The organism is Brevundimonas sp., from assembly GCF_046293315.1.
Classification (GTDB): Bacteria; Pseudomonadota; Alphaproteobacteria; order Caulobacterales; family Caulobacteraceae; genus Brevundimonas.
In genome coordinates, this window is record NZ_JBKBPF010000001.1 from 314021 (window position 1) to 337616 (window position 23596).

Genomic DNA, 23596 nt, shown 5'->3' on the forward strand with positions numbered 1-23596 from the left:
GAGGCCAGTCTATCACCCGGCGAGCGCCGCGTCCCGCCAGGCCTTCAGCGCTTCCAGCGCCCGCACGCTCATCAGCCGCTTCTTGGCCCGGCCCCGGTCCTTTGGCGGAATCTTCTTGCCCTCGGCGTCCACGCGCGGCGCCTCCAGCGGGGGGAGCAGGCCATAGTTGATGTTCATGGGCTGGAACTTGGACCCTTCCAGATGCCCGCCGGTGATGTGCTCCACCAGAGCCCCCATGGCCGTCTCGGGCGGCGGAGGAGCGAGGACGCGGCCCAGCGCCTGGGCGGCGGCCAGACGGCCGGTCAACAGGCCCATGGCGGCGGACTCCACATAGCCCTCCACCCCCGTCACCTGCCCGGCGAAGCGCAGGCGCGGCATGGCCTTCAGCCGCAACTGCCGGTCCAGCAGCTTGGGACTGTTCAGGAAGGTGTTGCGGTGCAGCCCGCCCAGCCGCGCGAACTGGGCGTTCTGCAGGCCGGGGATCATGCGGAAGATGTCGGTCTGGGCGCCGTATTTCAGCTTGGTCTGGAAGCCCACCATGTTGAACAGGGTGCCCAGCGCATTGTCCTGTCTCAGCTGCACGATGGCGTGAGCCTTGACCATGGGATCCCGCGGGTTGGTCAGGCCGACCGGCTTCATGGGGCCGTGGCGCAGGGTCTCGCGGCCCCGCTCGGCCATCACCTCGATGGGCAGGCAGCCGTCGAAATAGGGGACGTTCTCCCACTCCTTGAACTCGGTCTTGGGGCCGTCGATCAGGGCGTCGATGAAGGCGTCGTACCGGGCCTTGTCCATGGGACAGTTCACATAGGCCGCCGCGTCGCCGCCCGGCCCCGCCTTGTCATAGCGCGATTGACGCCAGGCGATGTCGAAGTCGATGCTCTCCGCATGGACGATGGGGGCGATGGCGTCGAAGAAGCTGAGGCTCTCCTCGCCGGTGGTCTTCAGGATCGCATCGGCCAGGGCGGGCGAGGTCAAAGGCCCGGTGGCCACGATGACATTGTCCCAGTCCTCGGGCGGCAGGCCCGCGATCTCCTCGCGCACGAGGGTGATCAGCGGATGGGCTTGCAGCTTCGCGGTCACGGCCTGTGAAAAGCCCTCGCGGTCCACCGCCAGCGCCCCGCCCGCCGGCACCTGATTGGCGTCGCCGCAGGCCATGATGACGGAGTCCAGCGCCCGCATCTCGGCGTGCAACAGGCCCACGGCGTTGTACTCCCAGTCGTCAGAACGGAAGGAGTTGGAACAGACCAGCTCGGCCAGGCTGTCGGTGTGATGCGCGTCGGTTCGCACACCGTCACGTCGCATCTCATGCAGGATGACGGGGACGCCCGCACTGGCGATCTGCCAGGCCGCTTCTGAACCGGCGAGGCCGCCGCCGATGATGTGTACTGGGGAGGGGGAGGTGCTCATGGCGGGGGTTCTAGCGTCCCCGCGCCTTAGGCTCTAGCTTTGCGGTGGGGAAACGGGGGGCGACATGAAGACCTTTTCCATGGGTGAGGCTCTTGGGTCCGGCTTCGAGATGATCTTCAGGCGGCCGCTGGCCGTTCTGCTCTGGGGCGTGCTCATCTATCTGCCGGGCCTCGTCAGCATCGCAGCCATCTGGCCGCTGATGGGCGACGGCTGGGTCGACCCATCCGCGGCGGTGGCCGATTTTTCGGATGTGGGAGACATCGACGCCATGCTGCGGATGCACGGCTGGTCGGCCCTGTCCAACGGCCTCAGCCTGGTGATTCAGGCCCTGATCGGGGTGGCGGTGATCCGGCTGGTGCTGTGGCCGCGCACCCGTGGCCGGGCCGGTCTCGGCTTGGGCAAGGCCGAGTTTTGCTACATCGTGGTGCAGATCGTCATCTGTGTAGTGCTGGCCATCCTGGTGGTGCTGGCGCTCCTTCTGGGCGTCCTCATCGGCCTTGCGCTCAGGGGCGCGGACCCGGAGGTCCAGCCGCTGGTCTGGATCGCGCTGGGCGCCGTCGGCACGGGCCTGTTCCTGTGGGCATGGGCGCGCACGGGGCTGATCTCGGTCGCCAGCGTTGACCACAAGACCCTGGCCTTCGACGAGGGCTGGCGTCTGGCGTGCGGACAGTCCGTGAAGCTGGCGGTCATGGGCGTGCTCAGCGTGATCCTGTGCGTCATCGTGTTCCTGCCGGTGGTGGCCCTGGCCGCCCTGTCTGTCGGTCTGGCGGGTATCGACTGGGCCGCCTTCGCCGACGCCGAGATCTGGACCATGACGTGGGAGCCCCGGCTGATGATCGGTTTTGCTCTGGCGCTGCTGTTCATTTTCGCCGGAACCGGCGCGGCCACGACGGTGGCCTACGTCCCATGGGCGAGCGCCTATCGCCAGCTGAAGCGGGCGGCCGAGGACATCGACGCGAAATCGTCATGACGCCGTGAGGGTTTTCGGGTTAGGCTGCGGGTTACATTGGTGATTTTCACGGGGGCTACGACCATGGCGTTTTCAGCGACGGACTGCGCATTCGAGGGGTTCCGGGTCGCCCGGCGCACCCCCGTCACCATCCTGATATGGGCGCTGGCCTATATCGTCGTCACCGCCCTGATGTTCGCATTGGTCGGCGGCTCGTTCGTCGCCGTGATGGCGGCGGCGACGGATTTGCAGGGCGTCACCAATCCGACGCCGGCGGATTTCGAGCCCCTCTGGGCCGCCTATGCGGGGATGGCATGGATTCTGCCCGTCTCCCTGGTGTTCGGGGCGGTGATGTATACGGCGGCCCTGCGCGTGGTGCTGCACCCGACGGACAAGGGCTTCGGCTACATGCGCCTCGGTATGGACGAGGTTCGGATTTTCGTGGTGACCCTGGTGCTCGGCGTGCTGGCCTTCCTCGCCAGCGTCGTCGTTTTCGGCATCGCGGGGGTGCTCGGCGGTCTGGCCAGTGTCGCGGCAGGCGACGCCGGGGGGCTGATCGCCTTCGTCCTGATCCTCGCGGCCGTGGTGGTCTTCATCTGGCTGGCGGTGCGCTTCAGCCTGGCCCTGCCGATCACCCTGGCCGAGAAGAAATTCGCCATCTTCGACTCCTGGAACCTCACCAAGGGCCGTGTCTGGAGCCTGATCGGCATGACCCTGATCGTCATCGTCATGGCCATTGTGGTGTCCATCCTGGCCTCGATCATCATCCTGCCGCTGATGTTCTTCACCGGCGGCATGAACGAACTGGCGGCCATGGAGGGCGCGAGCCTTGGCGAGATATTCAGCGCCATGGGCCCGGCCATCGCCATCTATGTGATCAGCAACGCCATCATCTCGGCGCTCAGCCTGGCCATTTTCATGGCGCCCTACGCTGCGGCCTACCGCGACATCCGCGGCGGCGCCGACCCGGTGGCCGTCGCGCCCACGCCATCGCTGTAGTCGGGATCAGGCCCGCGCTCTGGTGCGGGCCTTTTTCGGCGCGGGGGCGGCGGCTGCGATCGCCGCCTTGACCCGCGCGAGCCGCCGCGTTTCGTGGCGGTCCAGCATCTCCTTCAGATAGCGGCCGGTCCAGCTCTTCGGATCGGCCGCGACCTGTTCGGGGGTGCCTTTGGCCACGATCTCGCCGCCGCCGTCGCCGCCCTCCGGGCCGAAGTCCAGCAGCCAGTCGGCCACCTTGATCACATCCAGATTGTGCTCGATCACCACGATGGTGTTGCCGTGCTCAACCAGCTCCTGCAGCACCTCCAGCAGCTTGCGGGTGTCCTCGAAGTGCAGGCCGGTGGTGGGCTCGTCGAGGATGTACAGGGTCTTGCCGGTGGCCCGTTTCGACAGCTCCTTGGACAGCTTGACCCGCTGGGCCTCGCCGCCTGACAGGGTGGTGGCGGGCTGGCCCACCTTGACGTAGCCCAGGCCGACCCGCTCGAGCGTCTGCATCCGGTCGCGGATGGGCGGCACCGCCTTGAAGAACGTCGCCGCCTCCTCGACCGTCATGTCCAGCACGTCGCTAATCGACTTGCCTTTGAACACGATCTCCAGGGTCTCGCGGTTGTAGCGTTTGCCCTTGCAGACGTCGCAGGTGACGTAGACGTCGGGCAGGAAGTGCATCTCGATCTTGATCAGGCCGTCGCCCTGACACGCCTCGCAGCGCCCGCCCTTGACGTTGAAGCTGAACCGGCCTGGGCCATAGCCGCGCGCCTTGGACTCCGGTAGGCCCGCGTACCAGTCGCGGATGGGCCCGAAGGCGCCGGTGTAGGTGGCCGGGTTCGAGCGCGGGGTGCGCCCGATGGGGCTCTGGTCGATGTCGATGACCTTGTCGAAATGCTCGAGCCCCTCGATGCGGTCGAAATGGGCGGGCGCGTCCGAGGCGTTGTGCAGCCGGCGCGCCGCCGCCTTGTACAGGGTCTCGATGGTGAAGGTGGACTTGCCGCCGCCGGACACCCCGGTGATGCAGGTGAACACACCGACCGGGATCTCGCCGGTCACGTTCTTCAGATTGTTGCCCGTGGCGCCGGTGATCTTCAGCATCTTCTTGCGGTTGATCGGGCGACGGCCCTCGGGCGGCAGTTCGATCTCGCGCTCGCCGGTCAGATATTTGGCGGTGAGGCTCCTACCGTTGGCCATGACTTCGGCCGGGGTGCCCTCGGCGCAGACCTCGCCGCCGTGCACGCCCGCCGCCGGCCCCATGTCGATGACATGGTCGGCGGTCATGATGGCCTCCTCGTCGTGCTCGACCACCAGCACCGAGTTGCCCAGGTCCCGCAGGCCGCGCAGGCTCTCCAGCAGGCGGGTGTTGTCGCGCTGGTGCAGGCCGATGGACGGCTCGTCCAGCACGTACAGCACCCCGGTCAGGCCCGAGCCGATCTGCGACGCCAGTCGGATGCGCTGGCTCTCGCCGCCCGACAGGGTGGCTGACGCGCGCGACAGGTTCAGATAATCCAGCCCCACATTGTTCAGGAAGCCGAGCCGGTCGTTGATCTCTTTCAGGATGCGCCGGGCGATCTCCAGCTGCTTGTCGGTGAGGTGGTCGTCCAGCGTCGTGAACCACAGATGCGCCTTGGAGATGGACAGGCCGGAGATGTCGGCGATGTCCTCGCCGCCCACCTTCACCGCCAGGGCCTCGGGCTTCAGGCGCTTGCCGCCGCACGCCTCGCACGGGGTGTCGGACTGATAGCGGCCCAGTTCCTCGCGCACCCAGGCCGAGTCCGTCTCGCGCCAGCGTCGCTCGAGATTCGGCACCACGCCCTCGAACGCCTTGGCCACCTCGTATTTGCGGGCGTTGTCGTCATAGGTGAACTTCACCTTTTCCTTCGTGCCTTGCAGGATCACGTCCTGGGCCTGCTGCGGCAGGTCGCGCCAAGCCACATCCATTGAAAAGCCGAAGTGCCGCGCCAGCGACTGCAGCGTTTGTGTGTACAGCGGCGACTGTCCCCGCGACCACGGCGCCACCGCGCCCTTGTGCAGGGTCTTGTCCCGATCCGGCACCACCAGATCCGCGTCGAACGCCAGCTTGACCCCCAAGCCGTCACAGGCCGGGCAGGCGCCGAACGGGTTGTTGAACGAAAACAACCGGGGCTCGATCTCGCTGATGGTGAAGCCCGACACCGGACAGGCGAAACGCTCGGAGAAGATGATCCGACGGGGCTGCTCCTCGCCCTCCTTCACATCCGCCCATTCCGCCGTGGCCAGGCCGTCGGCCAGGTTCAGCGCGGTCTGGATGCTGTCGGCGTAGCGGCTTTCCAGCCCGTTCTTGGTGACCAGCCGGTCCACCACGATGTCGATGTCGTGCTTGAACTTCTTGTCCAGCGTGGGGGCGTCCTCGATGGCGTGGAAGACGCCGTCGATCTTGACCCGCTGGTAGCCCTGGCGCTGCCATTCGGCCAGTTCCTTGCGGTACTCGCCCTTGCGGCCCCGCACCACGGGGGCCAGCAGATACAGCCGCTCGCCCTCGGGCAGGGCGGTCAGCTTGTCCACCATCTGGCTGACGGTCTGGCTCTCGATGGGCAGGCCGGTGGCGGGCGAATAGGGCACGCCCACCCGCGCCCACAGCAGGCGCATGTAGTCGTGGATTTCCGTCACCGTGCCGACGGTGGAGCGGGGGTTCTTGGAGGTGGTCTTCTGTTCGATGGAGATGGCCGGCGACAGGCCCTCGATCAGGTCCACGTCCGGCTTGCCCATCAGCTCCAGAAACTGACGCGCATAGGCGGACAGGCTCTCCACATAGCGCCGCTGGCCCTCCGCATAGATGGTGTCGAACGCCAGGGACGATTTGCCCGATCCGGACAGGCCGGTCAGCACCACCAGCTTGCCGCGCGGAATGTCCACGTCCACGCCCTTGAGATTGTGCTCGCGGGCGCCGCGAACGCGGATGAAATCGTGCTTGTCGGTCATGCGAGGGAATAAGCCGTCAGATGCAGGGAAGGTTCAGCCGGAACAGATACGCGACCGCTCTATATGGGGATCATTCCGCGTGATTCAGCAAGAACATTGTGGGAACATTGCGACGTTTCACGCCGTGCGGTATCGTCGCCCATGGCCGATGGTTTCGACATCCACCTGAACGAGGATCAGGCCCGGCGCCTGAAGGCGGCGGCCGAGGCGTCCGGCGTTGACCCTTCCGTCTACGCCTTGCAGCTGCTCGAGCAGGGGCTGGATGACGATTGGTCGGAAGATCTTCGTCGTGCCCGGGAATACGAGCGCACAGGCGAGTCCATCAGCGCGAATGAATGGATGCAGGGCCTGCGTGAAGCGGTCCATGCCAAATTCAAGGCGTGACGGTTAGGGTCGAGTTTTCCGGACGGCCACTGGCGGATCGTGATCGCGTCTTCGAATTTCTCTCTGAAACGAACCTTCAGGCGGCCGAGCGGGCCATGGGCGTTCTGGCCAAGGCGTTGGAAGACATCGCGGCATTCCCGCAGATCGGTCGCCCCGGACCGCATGGATTTCGCAAACTGATCATTCGTTTTGGCAAGGCAGGCTACGAAATACGTTATCGGCTCTATCCGGACCGCGTCCTCGTCACCCGCATCTTCCACTCCCGCGAGGACCGCTAGCCGCCTTCAGGCGTCCACGCCTGCGCCGGCATCACATAGCGCTCGCCCGGCCCAACGATCACCCCGTTGGTCGAGGCCACGCCCAGCTCCAGACTCTGGGCGATCCGTTCGGCGCGTTCGATGAAGTGGGCGGCGGCGACGGGCGGGCACAGGTCGCGGGCGGTCTCGCGGAACAGCTCCAGCCAGCGGTCGAAATGCCTGGCGTCGATGGGCAGTGGCAGGTGTTTGGGCATCGGCCGTCCCTGATAGACGCCGGTGGACAGCGCCACCGACGACCAGAACAGCTTCATCTGATGCAGGTGCGGGCCCCAGTCCTCCACCCGCGCCGCAAAGATCGGCCCGATCAGGGCGTCACCGCGCACCCGGCCATAGAAGCCCTCCACCAGCGCATTGATCATGGCCTCGTCGATGCCGGTCTCGGCCCGCAGCCGCGCGGTGGCGGCGTCGCGCCGGGCGCGGTGTTCGACTTCGGTCTGGGCGGGGTGAACCATGCAGGGAAGATAGGGGCGGGGGCCGCTCTATGCGACCGCTTGCAGCGCCACGCCCGCCGCGACCGCGCCGGCCAGCACGGTCATGATCCCCAGCTTGAAGCGGATCAGGGCGATGGCGGCGACGGCGGCCAGGACCAGGGCCAGGGGCTGGAAGCCCGACAGCACTGGTAGGGTCACGTCCAGCGGCCCGGTCTGAATCCGCCGCGTCTGGTCGAACAGCACGTGCAAGGCGAACCACAGGCCCAGGTTGGCGATCACCCCGACCACCGCCGCCGTCACCCCGGACAGGGCCGCCTGCAGACGTCGCGCGTGCTCCAGCCGCTCGATCCAGGGCGCCAGGGCGAAGATCCACAGGAAGCAGGGGGCGAAGGTCATCCAGGTCGCCAGTCCGGCGCCGATGATCCCGGCCATCAGGGGCGTGAACGGCTCGGGAAAGCGGAACGCCGCCAGGAAGCCCACGAACTGGGTCACCAGTATCAGGGGGCCGGGCGTGGTCTCGGCCAGGCCGAGGCCGTCGGCCATCTGGCCCGCGTCCAGCCAGCCGTGGGTCTGCACCGCCTCCTGCGCCATATAGGCCAGCACCGCATAGGCGCCGCCGAAGGTCACCACCGCCAGCTTCGAGAAGAAGGCGGCGATGTCCATCAGCACATGGTCCGGGCCCAGCATCAGCAGGATCGCCAGCGCCGGCGCGGCCCAGACCGCGCCCCAGACGGCGACGGCGCGCCCGGTCCGCCACAGCATGTCGCGCTTTCGCGGCCGGCTCTCAGGGTCAGGAGTCGGCTCGGCGGCGGGCGCCGCGAACAGGGCGCCGATCAGGGCCGCGCCGAGGATCACGGCGGGGAAGGGAGCGTTGAACAGGAACAGCAGGCCGAAGGTCGCGAGCGCCAGCCCGCGTTTCAACCCTGTGTCCAGCGCGCGCCGGGCGAGGCGGACCAGCGCCTGCAGGATGATGGCCAACACCGCCGCCTTGACCCCGAAGAACGCGCCCTGCACCCACGTCAGGTCCGCCGCATAGGCGTACAGGATCGACAGGGCCAGAATCACCGCCGCGCCGGGCAGGACGAACAGGCCGCCTGCGACCAGTCCCCCGGCCACCCCATGCAGGCGCCAGCCCACATAGGTGGCCAGCTGCTGCGCCTCCGGCCCCGGCAACAGGGTGCAGAAGTTCAAGGCCCGCAGATACTGGTCCTCGTCCAGCCATTTGCGTTCTTGGACCACCACCTGGTGCATCAGGGCGATGTGGCCCGCAGGCCCGCCGAAGCTGATCAAGCCGACACGGCCAAACGCCCTGACGAGGTCGTGAAGCGGAACCTGACTTGGCGAAGCGGACATTTCGTACCTATATTGCAGCCTTCGGTCCTCACAAGGAGACACAACCATGATCAGCGCGCTGGAAATCGGTTTCGCCCTTTCCGCCCTCTCGCTGGTCATCGGCTATGTCGCGCTTCGCCCCAAACCCGTACCCGTCCGCATTCGTGACGCTCGACAGCGTCGCCGCGCGAACGCCTGACGGAACCACGCTCTTCGACAATCTGACCCTGGCCTTCGGCCGTGAGCGCACCGGTCTGGTGGGCAGGAACGGCGTGGGCAAGTCTACGCTTCTGCGCCTGATCGCCGGAACGCAGCCACCCGTCGAGGGCGCGGTGTCGCGCGCCGGCGCCATCGGCCTGCTGGATCAGAGGCATGAGCCAGCGCCCGGGGAAACGGTCGCTGACACCCTTGGCGCCGCCGGGCCGCTGGCCGTGGTGCAGCGGGTGCTGGCGGGGGAGGGCTCGGTCGCGGATCTTGGCGTGGCGGACTGGACGCTGGGCGACCGGCTGTACGACACGCTGGATCAGGTGGGCTTGTCCGGGATCGACCTTCACCGCTGCACCGCAAGTCTCAGCGGCGGCGAGCAGACCCGCCTACGTCTGGCCAGCCTGCTGCTGGCCCGGCCCGACCTGATCCTGCTGGATGAACCCACGAACCACATGGACGCCGGCGGCCGCGAGCTGATCGCCGGGGTGCTGGAGCGGTGGGAGGGCGGCGCGGTGGTGGTCAGCCATGACCGCACTCTGCTGGGCCGGGTGGACCGTATCGTCGAGCTGTCCAGTCTGGGCGCGGCGACCTATGGCGGGAACTGGGACCTCTACGCTGATCGAAAGGCCGCCGAGCGCGCGGCGGCGGAGCGCACCCTCGCCACCGCTGAAACCGACGCGGCCCGCACGGTCGCCGACGCCCGGCGCCGCGCCGAATCCCAGGCCCGTCGCGACCGGGCCGGACGCCGCAAGGGCATGAAGGGCGACATGCCGAAGATCCTGCTGGGCATGCGGGCCGAGAGCGCCGAGACCTCGGCCGCCCGCAACAGCCGGCTCGCCGCCCGACAATCGCCCAGGCGGAGGCTGACTTGACGGCCGCTCGTGAGCGGGTCGAGCGCGCGCACCTGCTGTCCATTCCCATGCCATCCACCGGTCTGGCGTCCAGCAAGACCGTACTTGAGATGGACGAGGTCCGACTCGAATTTTCCGGAGCGAACGGGGAAGGGGGGGAGGGGAGAGTGCTCGGCCCCGTCTCGCTGCGCGTCACTGGCCCCGAGCGGGTGGCGATCATCGGTCCGAACGGCGCAGGCAAAACAACGCTGCTACAGCTGATGGCGGGTGTGCTCGAACCGACCTCGGGCAGAGTGCGTCGCCACGTCCGCGGCACCCTGCTGGATCAGGACGCGGCCCTGCTGAAACCCGACGAAACCCTGATCGAGGCCTGGCTGCGGCTTAACCCCGAAGGCTCGCCCAACGAGGCTCACGCCGCCCTGGCCCGGTTCCTGTTCCGCAATGTGGAGGCCCTGCGTGTCGCCGGGACGCTGTCCGGCGGCGAGCGCCTGCGCGTGGCTCTGGCCTGCGTCACGACGGGCGTCCGGCCGCCGCAACTGCTGATCCTTGACGAGCCCACAAACCATCTTGACCTGGAGTCCGTCGCGGCGGTGGAGGCGGCGCTAAACGGCTTTGACGGCGCGCTGGCGGTGGTCAGCCATGACCCGGTCTTCCTGGGAAATGTGGGGGTCACCCGGACCCTGACGTTGCCGGACCGCTGATACGCGCGCCGGGCAGGCCTCAGGACCAGTCCTCGGTCGCGCCCGCTCTTCGCCGGACGGACTGGCCGACCCGGGTGCGTGGTTCCTTCTCGGGGCGTCCGTAGAGATATCCCTGCGCGTACTTCACGCCGAGGGCGCGCAGCGCTTCGGCTACGTCTTCGGTCTCGACCATCTCGGCGATGGTGGCGATGTTCAGGTCGCCGCAAAGCTCGACCAGGTGGCGGATCAGCGTGCGCTCGCGACCTTCTTCGCCGAGACCGCGCACGAACACCCCGTCGATCTTGACCACATCCACTGACAACGACCGCAGATAGTCGAAGGACGCGCTGCCTGCGCCGAAATCATCGATGCAGATCTGGACGCCGGCGGTCCGCAGGGTCTTCAGCCGTCGTTCCGCCGCCGCCATGTCGTTCAGGGCGGCGGTCTCGGTGACTTCAATCATCAGGCGCCGCCTCAGATCCGGCTGATCCGCGGTCATGGATAGCACGGCCTGGACATAGGCGTCCGTCTCCAGGGAGGCGGCCGAGGTGTTGACCGCGATGCGCAGCAGGCCGCCGCCGGATGATCTCATCTTGCGCACCGCCTTCTCTACCACGCCCAGATCGAGGTCGGTGACCAGCGCCAGCTCCTCGGCCATGCGGATCGCGCGGGCCGGGCTGGCGTCCTCCGAGAACCGCGTCAGCGCCTCAAAATGGTGAACCGCGCCCGTGCCGAGGTCGACGATCGGCTGATAGTGCAGATCGAACGCCCGCTCGCGAATGAGGGCCCGCAGGCGGTCGCCTTCCTTCACCGTCCGCATCAGGGAGGCCGAGAAGGTCATCCCGGGATCGGCGCGGCCGGTGTCCTTGAGGAACTCGTCCAGGGTCAGGCGCAGGGCCCGCAGGGTGGCCAGGGGGTCGGCGTTTGGCGGCGTGGGAGCTGTCGTGGTGCGAGGCTGAATATAGACATTGTGATCCGCCATGACGCCGCGCAGGTCGTCCGTCAGGGTCGCGAGCGCCTCTGTGCGTCCGATCAGGGCGTAGCGCTCATCGTCCAGACGCGCCGCCGAAAGGCCTCCGGATGTGGCGGAATTCAGCAGCCGCCCCACGGCGTCCAGCAGCGCTTCCCCCTTATCGCCCGTCATGGCCGGCCCGGCTCCCGGCAAGTCAACGAAGGCCACGCTGAGCTGGGACCGCTCCTCCGGGGACAGCCGCTGCAGCAGACCGCGCGCCTGATCCAGCAGCCCGGCGCCGTCCGTCATGGCCGCGCACCCGGCAGCAGAGGCCGGCGCGTCGAACGGCCGGGGCGGACCGTCGTAGCTGATGGCGCAAGAGATCGCCGGCGCCAGTTCCGGCAGGGCGAACAGCCGCAACGTGGCGGCGCGCACCCGGTCCCCGCATCGCACGTCGCCCTTCAGAGGCTGGCCGCGCCCTGTACGGGTCAGGACCAGGGCCTTCCGGATGCGGGATTCCTCCGCGGGAACGAACAGGGTGGCCAGGCTGGAGCCCTTGAGGGCCTCCGGCGCCCCGCCACCCGGGGGGGCGCCCAGAGCCAGGCTGATCCGCCCGTCGGCGTCGACTTCCACCAGCAGATCGGCGGACGCAAAGGCCAGGCCGAGGAGGGATCGGGTAAGCGACATGATCCCGGTGTCACCCGGGAACCGTTAAGAGACCGCTCAAGCCTCACGGTTAATCGAGTGGAATCAGGCGGTTCGGTTCAGAGTCACGGCGCGCCCGTCCGTTGCAGCGGCCCGTCCGCCCGCGCCATAACCGGCCCCCTGGGCCCGCGCGGCGGCCACTTCCTGGGCGATGGTCTGGACGAGGCCCTCGGTGATGGTCTTGGCGGCTTCCAGCGCCCGGTTGTGACGCGAAAGAACGGCCTCGAACGCCTGGGTCGCCGCGATCAGGGCGTCACGCTCGGCGGTGGGCAGGCCTTCCAGGAGGCGGCGATCCGCCTTCACCCGGGCCGTCTCGCGCCGATACAGGTTGGCCAGATCCTGGGTTTCGGCGACGCCCGCGGCTACGTCCTGCGGACGGCGGGCCTCGAAGCAGCGGGTCTCCTCGGCCAGACGCTCGGTCAGGCGTTCGGTCAGGGCGGTCAGGTGTGAGGCGTGTTCGGCGGGGGTCATGGGGCGTCTCCTTCGCTGGGGACGGTGGATTGTCCGGACTGCATGCGGATCATTTCGGCCATGACCTGATCGGCCAGACCGATGCCGCCCGAGCGGCTGATCTGCTTGCCCATCTCGTCGATCATGAAGCCGCGCCAGGTTTCTTCTGCGTGACCGCCGCCGAACGGCGCCTCGGTGGACAGGCCCTCGAACATGGGCCGCAGCATCTGGGACAGGAAGGTGGCCTCGAAGTCTCGGGCCGTCTGGCGGATGCGGGTCTCGTTGGCGCCGGACAAGGCCATCGGTGAGGGGGCGCCGCGCAGCATGTCGACGGAAGGAGCCATGGGGGTCATCACATCACCTCGATTTCGGCCTGCAGGGCGCCTGCGGCGCGGATGGCCTGCAGGATGGAGATCATGTCGCGGGGGCTGACCCCGAGGGCGTTCAGCCCGTTGACCAGGGTCGACAGGGAGGTGTCGCCGCCGACGATGCGCATCTGGCGGCCGCGCTCTTCCTCGATGGTCACCTCGGTGTCGGGCAGGACCACCGTCTCGCCATCGCTGAACGGTCCGGGCTGGCTGGCGAAGGGGCGCTCCTGGATGGAGACGGTCAGGTTGCCCTGGGCGATGGCCACTGTGGAGACGCGCACCGCATCGCCCATGACGATCACCCCGTTGACCTCGTCGATGATCACCCGGGCGGGCGTGTCCACGCTGACCGGCAGGTTCTCGATGCGGCTGATGAAGCCGGCGGCGCCGAGCTGGGGCGGCGGGCGCAGGGTGATGACCGCGCCGTTGTCAGCGAAAGCCGTGCCCGGGTAGGCCAGGTTGATGGCCTGGGCCACCCGCTGGGCGGTGGTGAAGTCCGGGTTGCGCAGGTTCAGCCGCAGCTCGCTCATGGAGGCCAGGGAGAAGCCGGTCTCCAGTTCGACGCTGGCGCCGCCTGCGATACGGCCTGATGTGGGCACGCCCCGGGTGATCGAGGAACCCGACGCGCCTCCGGCTGACACCGAGCCGGTCTGCACCGTCCCCTGCGCCACCGCATAGACCTGGCCGTCCGCGCCCTGAAGGCCGGTGACTAGCAGGGTGCCGCCCAGAAGGCTCTTGGCGTCGCCCATGGCCGAGACGTTGATGTCGATGCGCGAGCCCGCCGTGGCGAAGGACGGCAGGTCGGCGGTCACCATGACGGCCGCGATATTCTTGGTGTTGGCGTTGGCGTCGCGGATGTTGACGCCCAGCCGCTCCATCATCGCTTCCAGCGACTGGCGCGTCATGGGCGAGTTGCGCAGGGAATCCCCGGTGCCGTTCAGGCCCACCACCAGGCCATAGCCCACCAGCTGGTTGGTGCGCACGCCCTCCACCGAGGCGATGTCCTTGATGCGGGACTGGGCCAGGACGGGCGCGCTCCAGGCCAAGCTGGCGGCGGCGAGAGCGGCGACGGTGATGCGGAGGATCAGGCGCATGGTGAATTCCGATACTGTTCGCTCAGCGCGATGCCAGATGCATGCCAGCAAAAACCCATGCGAAAACAAGGGCTCCGTCCCCGGAACTTTCACCCGCCGGGCAAATGCTGCCGGGCCGTTAACCAAACAGTGACCCGAACGCTCCGATGGTGCCTCCGTATTAGTCCGCGCGATGTTCAGGAGCGCCCGTCCATGAAGGTCACCGGTCCCTCGGGCACGACCTCGGCACCGTCCAGCCGCCCGTCCCGCACCTCTGGCGGGGGCTTCAGCCTGCCGGCGGGCGGGACCGCGAGCGCCGGGCCGGCATCCGCCGCCTCTGCGGCCGGGGGCGTAGCCGGGGTTTCGGCCCTGATGGCGCTGCAGGGCGTCGAGGACGCCACCGAGCGCCGCCGCCGGGCCATGCGCCGGGGCGGGGGACTGCTGGACCGGCTGGACGAGCTGAAATTGATGATGCTGGCCGGGCAGGACGGCGCCGGCGTGCTCAACACCCTCGCCCGCGCCGTGCGCGAGGAGCGTCCCGACAGCGCCGATCCGGGGCTGGACGCGGTGCTGGACCAGATCGACCTCCGCGCGGCGGTGGAGCTGGCCAAGGCGGACATGCGCCGAGGCGCCTGAAAATACCCTCCGATATTCAGGTATTTCCCTGATCCGGCGGCGAAATTCGCCCGCTTGATGAATTTTCCATCACGGATGCGAGAACGCCGTTGCGGCGACTCGTCGCGGGCCATATACGTCCACTCGCTTCGCAGGGGGGCGCTCGGAGCGAGCGTGAGTTTGTGATGACCGCAACCGCGACCATGACAGCCGGACAGTCGGCGTATCGTCCATCGGACGATGAGCCGTTCATGAATGAACGGCAGCTGGCCTATTTCAAGCAGAAGCTGCTGGACTGGAAGGATGATATCCTTCGCGAGTCCAAGGGCACTGTAGTGAATCTGAAGGCCGAAACCGAGAACCACCCGGATCTGGTGGACCGGGCCTCGTCGGAGTCCGACCGCGCGCTGGAGCTGCGCACCCGCGACCGTCAGCGAAAGCTGATCTCCAAGATCGATGAAGCTCTGCGACGGATCGAGGACGGCTCCTATGGCTATTGCGAGGAGACCGGCGAGCCCATTGGCCTCGGTCGTCTGGAAGCCCGTCCCACCGCGACCCTGAGCGTCGAGGCCCAGGAGCGCCACGAGCGCCGCGAGCGCGTTCACCGGGACGACTGACATGCGCGCGCCGGGGCTGATCGCCGTCCTGGCCGTTCTGATCCTGTCCTTGACGGGCGTCGCCGTGCGCGCTCAGGCGCCGGATGACGGCGTCACGCCCCTGGATCATCTGCCCGCCCTGCGCGGCGACTATTTCCGCATCGACTCCGACGCGACCGGGCGGCCCTACCACATCTATGTTCGCTATCCCGAGGGCTACGACCCGGCAGCGGACGTGACCTGGCCCACCGTCTATCTGACCGACGGGGATTCCCTGTTCCCCATCCTGGCGGCCAATCACCTGTTCCTGCATTACGACGAACAACTGCCCGAGGCGCTGGTGGTGGGCATCGCCTATGGCGGGTTCGATCCGGCGGTGAACCGGCGCAACATCGACTTCCAGTCTCCCGGCGACGGCGTCGAACAGCCGGGGGCGGAGGCGTTCCAGCGGTTCCTGAAAACCGAACTGATCCCGCGCATCGAGACGAATTACCGCTCGGATCCCCAAAGCCGCGTGCTGTTCGGCCAGTCGCGCGGCGGCGCCTTTGTGCTCTATTCCGCCGTCACGGACCCGGACCTGTTCTGGGGCCGCATCGCCAGCAATCCCTCCATCACGCCCGGGATCGAGTCCCTGATGGAACCCGCCGCCGAGGCGACGCGCGCCGGTCTCGGCGTTGTGGTGACAAGCGGTACGCGCGACCGTCCCGACCTCCAGGCCGAGGCCGTTCAGTGGCTCCAGCACTGGGAGAACCAGCCGGCGCGCCCGTGGCGTCTGCATTTCCTCCGCATCGAGGGCGGCACCCATGCGGCCAATGCTCCGGACGCTCACCGGGCGGGCCTGCTGTGGCTGTTCGGCCGGGACGACGCGCCTTGACTTCCGCCCCCTGCTGACCGACCTGTGCGCCTTCGCTGCAAGGTCTGAATCCCATGTTCGTCAAGGTTCGTTTCGCGCCGTCCCCCACGGGACGCCTGCACGTGGGCAACGTGCGCACCGCCCTGGTGAACTGGCTGTTCGCCAAGGGGCAGGGCGGCGCCTTTGTGCTGCGCATCGACGACACCGACCTCGAACGGTCGACGAAGGAATTCGAGAGCGGCATCGAGACCGACCTGCAATGGCTCGGCCTGACCTGGGACGAACGCTACAACCAGTCCGAACGCTTTGACCGCTATGAAGAGGCAGCCGCGCGGCTGAAGGCGGCGGGGAGACTGTATCCCTGCTACGAGACGTCCGACGAGCTGGACCGCCGCCGCAAGGTACAGCTGTCGCGCGGCCTGCCGCCTATCTACGACCGCGCCGCGCTGGAGATGACCGACGAGGACAGGGCCAAGCTGGAGGCCGAGGGCCGTCGCCCGCACTGGCGCTTCAAGCTGGAGGGCAAGCGCGTGGCCTGGGAGGACCTGGCCCGCGGGCACGCCGAGGTGGACACCGCCTCCATGTCGGACCCGGTGCTGATCCGTGAGGACGGGCTGTTCCTCTACACCCTGCCGTCGGTTGTGGACGACATCGACATGAAGATCACCCACGTGATCCGGGGCGAGGACCACGTCACCAACACCGGCGCCCAGATCGAGATTTTCGAGGCGCTGGGCGCAGCCGCTCCGGGATTCGCCCACATGCCGCTGCTGGTGGACGCCGACGGCGCGGCCCTGTCCAAGCGACTTGGCTCCCTGTCGATCGCCGACATGCGCGACCAGGGCTATGAGCCCATCGCCATCACCAGCCACCTGGGCCGCATCGGCACGTCCGACCCGCTGGAGGTGGCCGGGTCTGTCGAGGCGCTGGGTCAGTCGTTCGCCTTTTCCAAGATGGGCCGGTCGCCCGCGCGCTACGACACCGCCGATCTGGATCGTCTGAACGCCCAGTCGCTGCACGGCATCGCCTATGACGACACCCGCGCGCGTCTGGTGGCCATGGACTGTGATCTGGGAAAGGGGTTCTGGGACGCCGTGCGCCCGAACTTGGGCAAGTTCGCCGATGTGAAGGATTTCGCCCGGTTGGTGAATGGCCCGGTCACGCCGGTCATCGCCGACCCTGCCTTCGCGGCGGCGGCGCTGGAGGTCCTCCCGGCGGAGATCGGCGCCGACAGCTGGAGCGCCTGGACCGGTGCGGTGAAGGAGGCGACGGGCGCCAAGGGCAAGGCCCTGTTCATGCCCCTGCGTCAGGCCGTGACGGGCATGGATCACGGACCCGACATGGCCGCCCTGCTGCCCCTGATCGACCGCGAGCGCATCGTGCGGCGTCTCAAGGGCGAGACGGCGTAAGCTCCTCCCCGCCCGACAGGGCGTGGTGGAGGGGTTGGTTCAGCCGCTCAGACATTCTGACCACAATCGTCGGGCATCGCGCCGCGCCCTCCGTCACGGGCGCCGAGTCGCGCCCGCGCCACCTCCCCATCTCAAGCGATGGGGAGGAGATATCGCGTCCTTAGGCCGCCGAGGTGTTGCAGGCGGCGATTTGCTGTTCGTTCAGTTCCTGGCCCTTCCAGGTGAAGGCGGTCACGGCGCCCAGGCGGGCCACAACGCGGCGGCAGGCGCGGTCGGCGGGTTGCTCGCGGCCGCCGAAGGCGGTGCAGGCGCCCGTTTCGTTGCAGGTCCAGCCGGCGCCGTCGATGATGACGCGGCCCGAGGGGGCGGATGATGCGTCGGCCAGGACGAGGCTGGTGGCGGGCGTCTGGGCGGCGGCCGGAACGGCCAGGGCCAGGGCTGCGATGGCGATAAGAACGCGCATGGGGAGGTCTCCGATGAACTCGGGGCGCAAACGGCCCCACGGAGCCATGTGTCAGTTTTCAATCAAAACTGTCAAGGCGGGTTTTCAATCGAAACCCGTGAGAAGTCTCGGCGGTGATCATCGGTAAGTTATCGAGGGTCATGACGCAATACCGGCGCCTCATGCGCCCGCTTCAGCGCCGCCATCACCTCGTCCACCGTGTCGCAGACTTCCCAGGCCTCCAGGAAGGACGCCGGGGTCATGCCCTCGTCCACCGTGTGGCGCACCAGGGTGAACAGGCTCTCCCAGAAGCCGTTCTGGTTCAGAAAGATCACCGGCTTGTCGTGCAGATCCAGCCGCTTCCACGACAGGATCTCCACCACTTCCTCGAGGGTTCCAACGCCGCCGGGCGCCACGACAAAGGCGTCGGACTCGTCGTACATCAGCTGCTTGCGCTGGTGCATGGAGGGCACCACCAGGGTCTCCACCTCCTCGAACAGCCGCTCGCGGCTGCGCAGGAACAGGGGCATGATCCCCAGCACTTCGCCGCCGGCCTCGTGCGCCGCGCGCGCGGACGCGCCCATCAGGCCCACCCCGCCGCCGCCGTAGACCAGCCGGATGCCTTCACGGGCCAGCGCCCGGCCCAGTTCCGCAGCCCACACCACATACTCGGGATCAGCCGAATCCGACGAGCCGCAGAACAGGCACACGGAGCGGACGGGTTTCAAATCGTGGGGCAGGGGGCCTTCGGGCATTGACGTCTCGACGATTGCAGCGACAGGAAGAACACGGCGCGGATTGCAGCGACCGGCAGCCATACAGGCGAGGGCGCACGGATGAAACGACGGATTGCGGTTCGGGATGCCGCCCTGGCGGGGATCATTTCCATGCTGGGGCTCGGCGCCTGCGGCGCTGACCCCGACGCTGCTCCCCGCCGGGCTTCGGACATACAGACAAACTGGGCTGCGCCGGCCCGCCTGGAGTCGGCCGTGTTCAGCGCTGACGGGGTGACCCTGACGGGCGCCGCCGCCCCGGGTGATCGCATCGTGTTGACGGACCTGGCGGGCGTGTCGGTGGCCGCCACCACCGGCGCGGATGGCGTTTTCAGCCTGCGCCTGGCGACGGCGGGCGCAATCAGTCTGCATCATGCCGAAATCCAGAGCGGGGGCAGTCAGGCCCGCGGGGGGGACTGGCTGGTCATCACGCCGGGGCCCGATCCCGTCGCCGCCGTGCTGGTGCCGGGCGGAGCCGCCGCCCCCCTGAGCCGGACGCGGTTGCTGGCCGCCGTCGACTATGACGGCGCCGGGGTGCTCGTCTCGGGCGCCGCGCCGCCGGGGGAGAGGGTGCGGGTGAGCATCGATGACGGCCCGCGCCAGACCGTGACGGCGGATCAGGCGGGGCGCCACGTGGCGCGGTTTCCTGCGATACCCCCTGGCCCGCGCCGGATCCGTGTCGAGACCGACGATGAAATCCAGGATGCCGTGCTCAATCTCACGGCGCCCTCGACAGAACTGCGCGCCGCGGATTCAGGTGTCGCCACCCGCATCGACTGGCCCACGCCGGGCGAGGGCTTTCAGGCCACCTGGATACTGGATTCAACCCCCGGCGAGGATTGACGAGCTTCGGTTTTATTTTCCCGTTGTCCGGCTTGCATCGGCTGCGAACACGCTGCTATAGCCGCGCCTCCCGAGCGAACTGTTCCGCGGTAGCTCAGTGGTAGAGCAGCCGACTGTTAATCGGCTGGTCGTAGGTTCGAATCCTACCCGCGGAGCCACTCGCCCTTTCGGGCTTCACGACATGCTCACGGTCCGTTCACGCGCTTGCGTTCGGCGCGCCCTTTTTCCAGCCGCCTGACAGGATCATATTCGTCCATGGGGCGGCATTGGGCCGCTGGTGTCATGAACGAGCTTTCCGATGGGCGGACGTGTTCTGCTTTTCATCCACCGTCACTTCTTCGCCACCATGGGCCTCGTGGCGGCGGCGACGCTCGTACTGGCGGTCTTCCGCTAGCCTCTGACCCGGCCGACGTCGGTGCTGGACCGCGTCGGCCGGGCCCCGTTCTCGTCGACAAGTGCGAGCGAAAAAAAGCCCGGCGATGAAGCCGGGCTGAAAGAAGTTCGGTGATGGTGGGTGTCTCCGAAAAGAAGACCCTTTCTCCTTCAGGCGTTTTGGTTAATGCGGGGTAAACCATGACGCCCGTCCCGATTCACGACCCTGAAGACGCCCGCGTGGCGGACTATCGCCAGATCCGCGAGCGCGACCTGACCGGGCGCCGGGGTCTGTTCGTGGCCGAGGGGGCGGTGGTGCTGAATGTGCTGGCCTCGCCCCAGTCCCGCTGTCGGGCCGTCTCCGCGCTTATCGCTGAACAGCGGGTCGAGACCCTGCGCCCGGTGCTGGAGCGGCTGGACGCGCCGGTCTATTCGGCGGGGCAGGGGGTGATGGATGCGGTGGCGGGCTTTCCCATCCACCGGGGCATCCTGGCGCTGGGCGAGAAGCCTGCCGAGCCCGACCTCGCCGACCTGCTGAACGCCGCGCCGGACGACGCGCTGGTGGTGGTCGTCTGCGGCGTAGGCAACCACGACAACATGGGCGGCATCTTCCGCAACGCCGCGGCCTTCGGCGCCCACGCCGTGTTGCTGGACGCTCACTGCTGTGACCCGCTGTATCGCAAGGCCATCCGGGTCTCGGTGGGCGCGGCCCTGCGCACGCCCTTCATGACCGCCCTCGACCCGATGACTATGCTGGACGGGCTGGAGGCGACGGGCTTCTCCCTGCTGGCGCTCAGCCCTTCGGGCGAACAGCCTCTGTCGGATGTGCGGCCCGGCGGCAGGGCGGCGCTGATCCTCGGCGCCGAGGGGCCGGGGCTGGCGCCGGTCATCATGGCCCGCTGCCGCACTGGGGCCATCCCCATGGCGGGCGGCTTCGACTCCCTCAATGTGGCCGCCACCAGCGCCGTTGCCTTGCACCAGATGCGCTTCGGCTGAGAGGCGTCACTCACGCTTGCCCAACGTGACCGCGCCCGCCCTTGAAACCTCGGCCCGTCGGCGTCACTAAGACGCAACCAAAACACTGCCGTCAGGCCCTTCAGGAGAGGTTCCATCCCATGACCGTTCGCGTCGCCATCAATGGTTTCGGTCGTATCGGCCGTCTGGTCCTGCGCTCCATCGTCGAGCACGGGCGCCGCGACATCGAGGTGGTGGCGATCAACGATCTGGGCCCGGTGGCCACCAACGCCCACCTTCTGAAGTACGACTCGGTCCACGGCCGCTTCCCCGGCCCGGTGGAGTCCGGCGACGACTGGATCGACGTGGGTCTCGGCAAGATCAAGGTCACCGCCGAGCGCGACCCGGCCAACCTGCCGCACAAGGACCTGAACGTGGACATCGCGTTCGAGTGCACGGGCCTCTTCACCTCGAAGGAAAAGGCCTCGGCCCACCTGAAGGCGGGCGCCAGGCGGGTGCTGATCTCGGCCCCCGGCGACGGCGCGGACAAGACCATCGTCTACGGCGTCAACCACGACAGCCTGACGGCGGACGACATCATCGTCTCCAACGCCAGCTGCACCACCAACTGCCTCGCCCCCATCGCCAAGGTGCTGCACGATCTGGTGGGCATCGAGCGCGGCTACATGACCACCATCCACGCCTACACCGGCGACCAGCCGACGCTGGATACCATGCACAAGGACCTGTACCGCGGCCGCGCCGCCAGCCTGTCCATGATCCCCACCTCCACCGGCGCGGCCAAGGCCGTGGGCCTGGTGCTGCCCGAACTGAAGGGCAAGCTGGACGGCTCGTCCATCCGCGTGCCCACGCCCAACGTCTCGGTGGTGGACCTGAAGGTGGTCGCCGGCCGCGAAACCTCGGTGGAAGAGGTCAACAAGGCGCTTCAGGCCGCCGCCGACGGCGCCATGAAGGGCGTGCTGTTCACCACCACCGATCCGGTGGTCTCCAGCGACATGAACCACATCGCCGCGTCCTCCACCGCCGCCCTGCCGCAGACCCAGGTGGTCGACGGCTCGCTGGTGCGCGTGCTCAGCTGGTACGACAACGAATGGGGCTTCGCCACGCGGATGAGCGACACGGCGCTGGCGATGAGCAAGCTGATCTGATGCAGCCAGGGGCGGATATCCTCCTCCGGCTGTCCGCCCAGCGTGCCCTGCTCGGCGCTGTCACCCGGAATCTGAGATCGTTCTCGGTCGACATGAATGGTGGAACAGTCACCTGTCAGGCTGTTTTTGAAGAAGCGCCTGCGGCCGAAGAGATCGATCTGATCCAGTCTGCGGGCACCGAAATCATAGCTGATTTCTTGGACGCGAAGATCGAGGAACGGTTCATCGTGAACGCCGATCGGACCATGCCCAAGGCTATCACCTATCTGATTTATCAGCGGCATGAGCCGCAGGATTGACCATGACCTCCTTCCGCACCCTCTCCGACCTCACCGACCTGTCCGGCCAGACTGCTCTGGTCCGCGTGGACTTCAACGTGCCCATGGAGGGCGGCAAGGTCAGCGATGACACCCGCCTGCGCGCCGCCCTGCCCACCATCAATGCGCTGCGGGATCGGGGCGCCAAGGTGGTGCTGATGGCGCACTTCGGGCGGCCCAGGGGACAGCCGAATCCCGAGATGAGCCTGAGGCCGGTGGTGGAACCGCTGGAGCTGCTGCTCAGCGCCCCGGTCTGGTTCGCCGAGGACTGCATCGGCGACGCGCCCCGCGCGGTGATCGCCGACGACCTGGCCCCCGGCGGCGTGGCCCTGCTGGAGAACGTGCGCTTCCACGGGGGCGAGGAGGCCAACGATCCCGCCTTCGCCGCCGAACTGGCGAAGCTGGGCGATATCTACGTCAACGACGCCTTCTCGGCCGCGCACCGCGCCCACGCCTCCACCGAAGGTCTGGCCCGGTTGCTGCCCGCCTACCCCGGCGAGTCCATGCGCCGGGAGCTGGACGCGCTGGACAAGGCGCTGGGAACCCCGGTCAAGCCGGTGCTGGGCATCGTCGGCGGGGCCAAGGTCTCGTCCAAGCTGGACCTGCTCAAGAATCTGGTGGCCCAGCTGGACCATCTGGCCATCGGCGGCGGCATGGCCAACACATTCCTGCATGCGCAGGGCGTGGATGTGGGCGGCTCGCTTTGCGAAAAAGATATGGCCGACACCGCCCGCGAGATCATCGAGGAAGCCCGCCGTCAGGGCTGCGAACTGCTGCTGCCCGTGGACGTGGTGGTGGCCAAGACCGTCAAGCCGGGGGTGGAGTCCGGCGTCCGCGCGCTGGACCGCATCGCCGCCGACGACCTGATCCTGGACGCCGGGCCCGAGACGGTCGCGCGGCTCAAGCGCGCCATGGACCTGTCGAAGACCCTGATCTGGAACGGTCCGCTGGGCGTGTTCGAGGTGCCGCCGTTCGACAAGGCCACGGTGGAGGCCGCGCGCCACGCCGCCGACCTGGCCAGGGCTGGAAAGATCACCGCCGTCGCGGGCGGCGGCGACACAGTGTCGGCCCTGAACCACGCGGAGGTTGTGGACGACATGACCTTCGTCTCCACCGCCGGCGGCGCATTCCTGGAATGGATGGAGGGCAAGCCCCTCCCGGGCGTCGAGGCGCTCAAGGCCTGAATCTTTCCCGCTGAG

Annotated in this window: 26 protein-coding genes and 1 tRNA gene; 17 read left to right on the forward strand and 10 right to left on the reverse strand. The window is 67.9% G+C overall.

Annotation, left to right across the window (positions count from 1 at the left end; all coding sequences use genetic code 11):
* Positions 1–12: 12 nt before the first annotated feature.
* The gene (gene trmFO / locus ACK4SE_RS01460; protein ID WP_409687690.1) at positions 13–1407 is read right to left on the reverse strand and encodes a methylenetetrahydrofolate--tRNA-(uracil(54)-C(5))-methyltransferase (FADH(2)-oxidizing) TrmFO; all 1395 of its coding nucleotides are present in this window, start codon (positions 1405–1407) and stop codon (positions 13–15) included.
* Positions 1408–1471: 64 nt separating this feature from the next.
* Between trmFO and ACK4SE_RS01465 the strand changes: the two genes are divergently transcribed.
* Positions 1472–2377: a hypothetical protein gene (locus ACK4SE_RS01465; protein WP_409687692.1), complete on the forward strand. Its 906-nt coding sequence runs from the start codon at positions 1472–1474 to the stop codon at positions 2375–2377.
* 63 nt (positions 2378–2440) lie between these two features.
* Positions 2441–3355: a hypothetical protein gene (locus ACK4SE_RS01470; RefSeq protein ID WP_409687695.1), complete on the forward strand. Its 915-nt coding sequence runs from the start codon at positions 2441–2443 to the stop codon at positions 3353–3355.
* Positions 3356–3361: 6 nt separating this feature from the next.
* Here the strand turns inward: ACK4SE_RS01470 and uvrA are convergent, their stop codons facing one another.
* Complete coding sequence (gene uvrA, locus ACK4SE_RS01475; RefSeq protein WP_409687698.1) at positions 3362–6304, reverse strand: excinuclease ABC subunit UvrA; 2943 nt, start codon at positions 6302–6304, stop codon at positions 3362–3364.
* Between the two features lie 141 nt (positions 6305–6445).
* Between uvrA and ACK4SE_RS01480 the strand changes: the two genes are divergently transcribed.
* On the forward strand, positions 6446–6688 hold the full coding sequence (locus tag ACK4SE_RS01480; protein ID WP_409687701.1) for an antitoxin: 243 nt from the start codon (positions 6446–6448) through the stop codon (positions 6686–6688).
* The gene (locus ACK4SE_RS01485) at positions 6685–6966 is read left to right on the forward strand and encodes a type II toxin-antitoxin system RelE/ParE family toxin (RefSeq protein WP_409687704.1); all 282 of its coding nucleotides are present in this window, start codon (positions 6685–6687) and stop codon (positions 6964–6966) included. The genes ACK4SE_RS01480 and ACK4SE_RS01485 overlap by 4 nt, the downstream gene beginning before the upstream one ends.
* Here the strand turns inward: ACK4SE_RS01485 and ACK4SE_RS01490 are convergent.
* Positions 6963–7457 (reverse strand): group III truncated hemoglobin, encoded by a 495-nt coding sequence (locus ACK4SE_RS01490; protein WP_409687707.1) that lies wholly within the window; start codon positions 7455–7457, stop codon positions 6963–6965. The two genes, ACK4SE_RS01485 and ACK4SE_RS01490, sit on opposite strands and share 4 nt — an antisense overlap.
* A gap of 27 nt (positions 7458–7484) precedes the next feature.
* Positions 7485–8837 (reverse strand): chromate efflux transporter, encoded by a 1353-nt coding sequence (gene chrA / locus ACK4SE_RS01495; RefSeq protein ID WP_409687710.1) that lies wholly within the window; start codon positions 8835–8837, stop codon positions 7485–7487.
* Between chrA and ACK4SE_RS01500 the strand changes: the two genes are divergently transcribed.
* The 3 genes from ACK4SE_RS01500 to ACK4SE_RS01510 all read left to right on the forward strand — a co-directional run bounded on the left by ACK4SE_RS01500 (position 8836) and on the right by ACK4SE_RS01510 (position 10527).
* A complete protein-coding gene (locus ACK4SE_RS01500; protein ID WP_409687713.1) occupies positions 8836–8967 on the forward strand; it encodes a hypothetical protein in 132 nt (43 codons plus the stop codon). The genes chrA and ACK4SE_RS01500 overlap by 2 nt on opposite strands.
* Positions 8933–9847: an ATP-binding cassette domain-containing protein gene (locus tag ACK4SE_RS01505; protein WP_409687716.1), complete on the forward strand. Its 915-nt coding sequence runs from the start codon at positions 8933–8935 to the stop codon at positions 9845–9847. Before ACK4SE_RS01500 ends, ACK4SE_RS01505 begins: the two co-directional genes overlap by 35 nt.
* A gap of 146 nt (positions 9848–9993) precedes the next feature.
* Positions 9994–10527: an ATP-binding cassette domain-containing protein gene (locus tag ACK4SE_RS01510; protein WP_409687719.1), complete on the forward strand. Its 534-nt coding sequence runs from the start codon at positions 9994–9996 to the stop codon at positions 10525–10527.
* A gap of 19 nt (positions 10528–10546) precedes the next feature.
* Here the strand turns inward: ACK4SE_RS01510 and ACK4SE_RS01515 are convergent, their stop codons facing one another.
* The 4 genes from ACK4SE_RS01515 to ACK4SE_RS01530 all read right to left on the reverse strand — a co-directional run bounded on the left by ACK4SE_RS01515 (position 10547) and on the right by ACK4SE_RS01530 (position 14075).
* Positions 10547–12145: an EAL domain-containing protein gene (locus tag ACK4SE_RS01515; RefSeq protein WP_409687722.1), complete on the reverse strand. Its 1599-nt coding sequence runs from the start codon at positions 12143–12145 to the stop codon at positions 10547–10549.
* 63 nt (positions 12146–12208) lie between these two features.
* The gene (locus ACK4SE_RS01520; RefSeq protein WP_409687725.1) at positions 12209–12634 is read right to left on the reverse strand and encodes a flagellar basal-body protein FlbY; all 426 of its coding nucleotides are present in this window, start codon (positions 12632–12634) and stop codon (positions 12209–12211) included.
* Complete coding sequence (locus ACK4SE_RS01525; RefSeq protein ID WP_409687728.1) at positions 12631–12957, reverse strand: rod-binding protein; 327 nt, start codon at positions 12955–12957, stop codon at positions 12631–12633. Before ACK4SE_RS01525 ends, ACK4SE_RS01520 begins: the two co-directional genes overlap by 4 nt.
* 8 nt (positions 12958–12965) lie before the next feature.
* Positions 12966–14075 carry a flagellar basal body P-ring protein FlgI gene (locus ACK4SE_RS01530; protein ID WP_409687731.1) on the reverse strand — a complete coding sequence of 370 codons (1110 nt, stop codon included), beginning with the start codon at positions 14073–14075 and terminating at the stop codon, positions 12966–12968.
* A 192-nt stretch (positions 14076–14267) separates the two neighbouring features.
* Here ACK4SE_RS01530 and ACK4SE_RS01535 point away from each other — a divergent pair, with 192 nt between their 5' ends.
* The 4 genes from ACK4SE_RS01535 (at position 14268) to gltX (ending at position 17527) form a co-directional block, all read left to right on the forward strand.
* Positions 14268–14690 carry a flagellar assembly protein FliX gene (locus ACK4SE_RS01535; protein ID WP_409687734.1) on the forward strand — a complete coding sequence of 141 codons (423 nt, stop codon included), beginning with the start codon at positions 14268–14270 and terminating at the stop codon, positions 14688–14690.
* A 182-nt stretch (positions 14691–14872) separates the two neighbouring features.
* Positions 14873–15286, forward strand: coding sequence for an RNA polymerase-binding protein DksA (gene dksA / locus ACK4SE_RS01540; RefSeq protein WP_409687882.1), 414 nt, complete (start codon positions 14873–14875; stop codon positions 15284–15286).
* Between the two features lies 1 nt (position 15287).
* Positions 15288–16139, forward strand: a complete 852-nt coding sequence (locus tag ACK4SE_RS01545) for an alpha/beta hydrolase (protein WP_409687737.1) — start codon at positions 15288–15290, stop codon at positions 16137–16139.
* Between the two features lie 53 nt (positions 16140–16192).
* Positions 16193–17527 (forward strand): glutamate--tRNA ligase, encoded by a 1335-nt coding sequence (gltX, locus tag ACK4SE_RS01550; protein WP_409687740.1) that lies wholly within the window; start codon positions 16193–16195, stop codon positions 17525–17527.
* 160 nt (positions 17528–17687) lie between these two features.
* Here gltX and ACK4SE_RS01555 read toward each other — a convergent pair whose 3' ends face one another.
* Together ACK4SE_RS01555 and ACK4SE_RS01560 are read right to left on the reverse strand one after the other, a co-directional pair.
* Positions 17688–17990 (reverse strand): CC_3452 family protein, encoded by a 303-nt coding sequence (locus ACK4SE_RS01555; RefSeq protein ID WP_409687742.1) that lies wholly within the window; start codon positions 17988–17990, stop codon positions 17688–17690.
* 128 nt (positions 17991–18118) lie between these two features.
* Positions 18119–18724 carry a TIGR00730 family Rossman fold protein gene (locus tag ACK4SE_RS01560; RefSeq protein ID WP_409687745.1) on the reverse strand — a complete coding sequence of 202 codons (606 nt, stop codon included), beginning with the start codon at positions 18722–18724 and terminating at the stop codon, positions 18119–18121.
* A gap of 81 nt (positions 18725–18805) precedes the next feature.
* Here ACK4SE_RS01560 and ACK4SE_RS01565 point away from each other — a divergent pair, with 81 nt between their 5' ends.
* The 6 genes from ACK4SE_RS01565 (at position 18806) to ACK4SE_RS01590 (ending at position 23581) form a co-directional block, all read left to right on the forward strand.
* Entirely contained in the window at positions 18806–19585 is a 780-nt protein-coding gene (locus tag ACK4SE_RS01565) for a hypothetical protein (protein ID WP_409687748.1), read from the forward strand.
* 83 nt (positions 19586–19668) lie between these two features.
* A tRNA-Asn gene (locus tag ACK4SE_RS01570) sits at positions 19669–19743 on the forward strand.
* A 415-nt stretch (positions 19744–20158) separates the two neighbouring features.
* Positions 20159–20953, forward strand: coding sequence for a TrmH family RNA methyltransferase (locus ACK4SE_RS01575; protein WP_409687751.1), 795 nt, complete (start codon positions 20159–20161; stop codon positions 20951–20953).
* Between the two features lie 119 nt (positions 20954–21072).
* Positions 21073–22080 (forward strand): type I glyceraldehyde-3-phosphate dehydrogenase, encoded by a 1008-nt coding sequence (gap, locus tag ACK4SE_RS01580; protein ID WP_409687755.1) that lies wholly within the window; start codon positions 21073–21075, stop codon positions 22078–22080.
* Complete coding sequence (locus tag ACK4SE_RS01585) at positions 22080–22379, forward strand: hypothetical protein (protein WP_409687758.1); 300 nt, start codon at positions 22080–22082, stop codon at positions 22377–22379. The genes gap and ACK4SE_RS01585 overlap by 1 nt, the downstream gene beginning before the upstream one ends.
* A 2-nt stretch (positions 22380–22381) precedes the next feature.
* On the forward strand, positions 22382–23581 hold the full coding sequence (locus ACK4SE_RS01590; protein ID WP_409687761.1) for a phosphoglycerate kinase: 1200 nt from the start codon (positions 22382–22384) through the stop codon (positions 23579–23581).
* Positions 23582–23596: the final 15 nt, after the last annotated feature.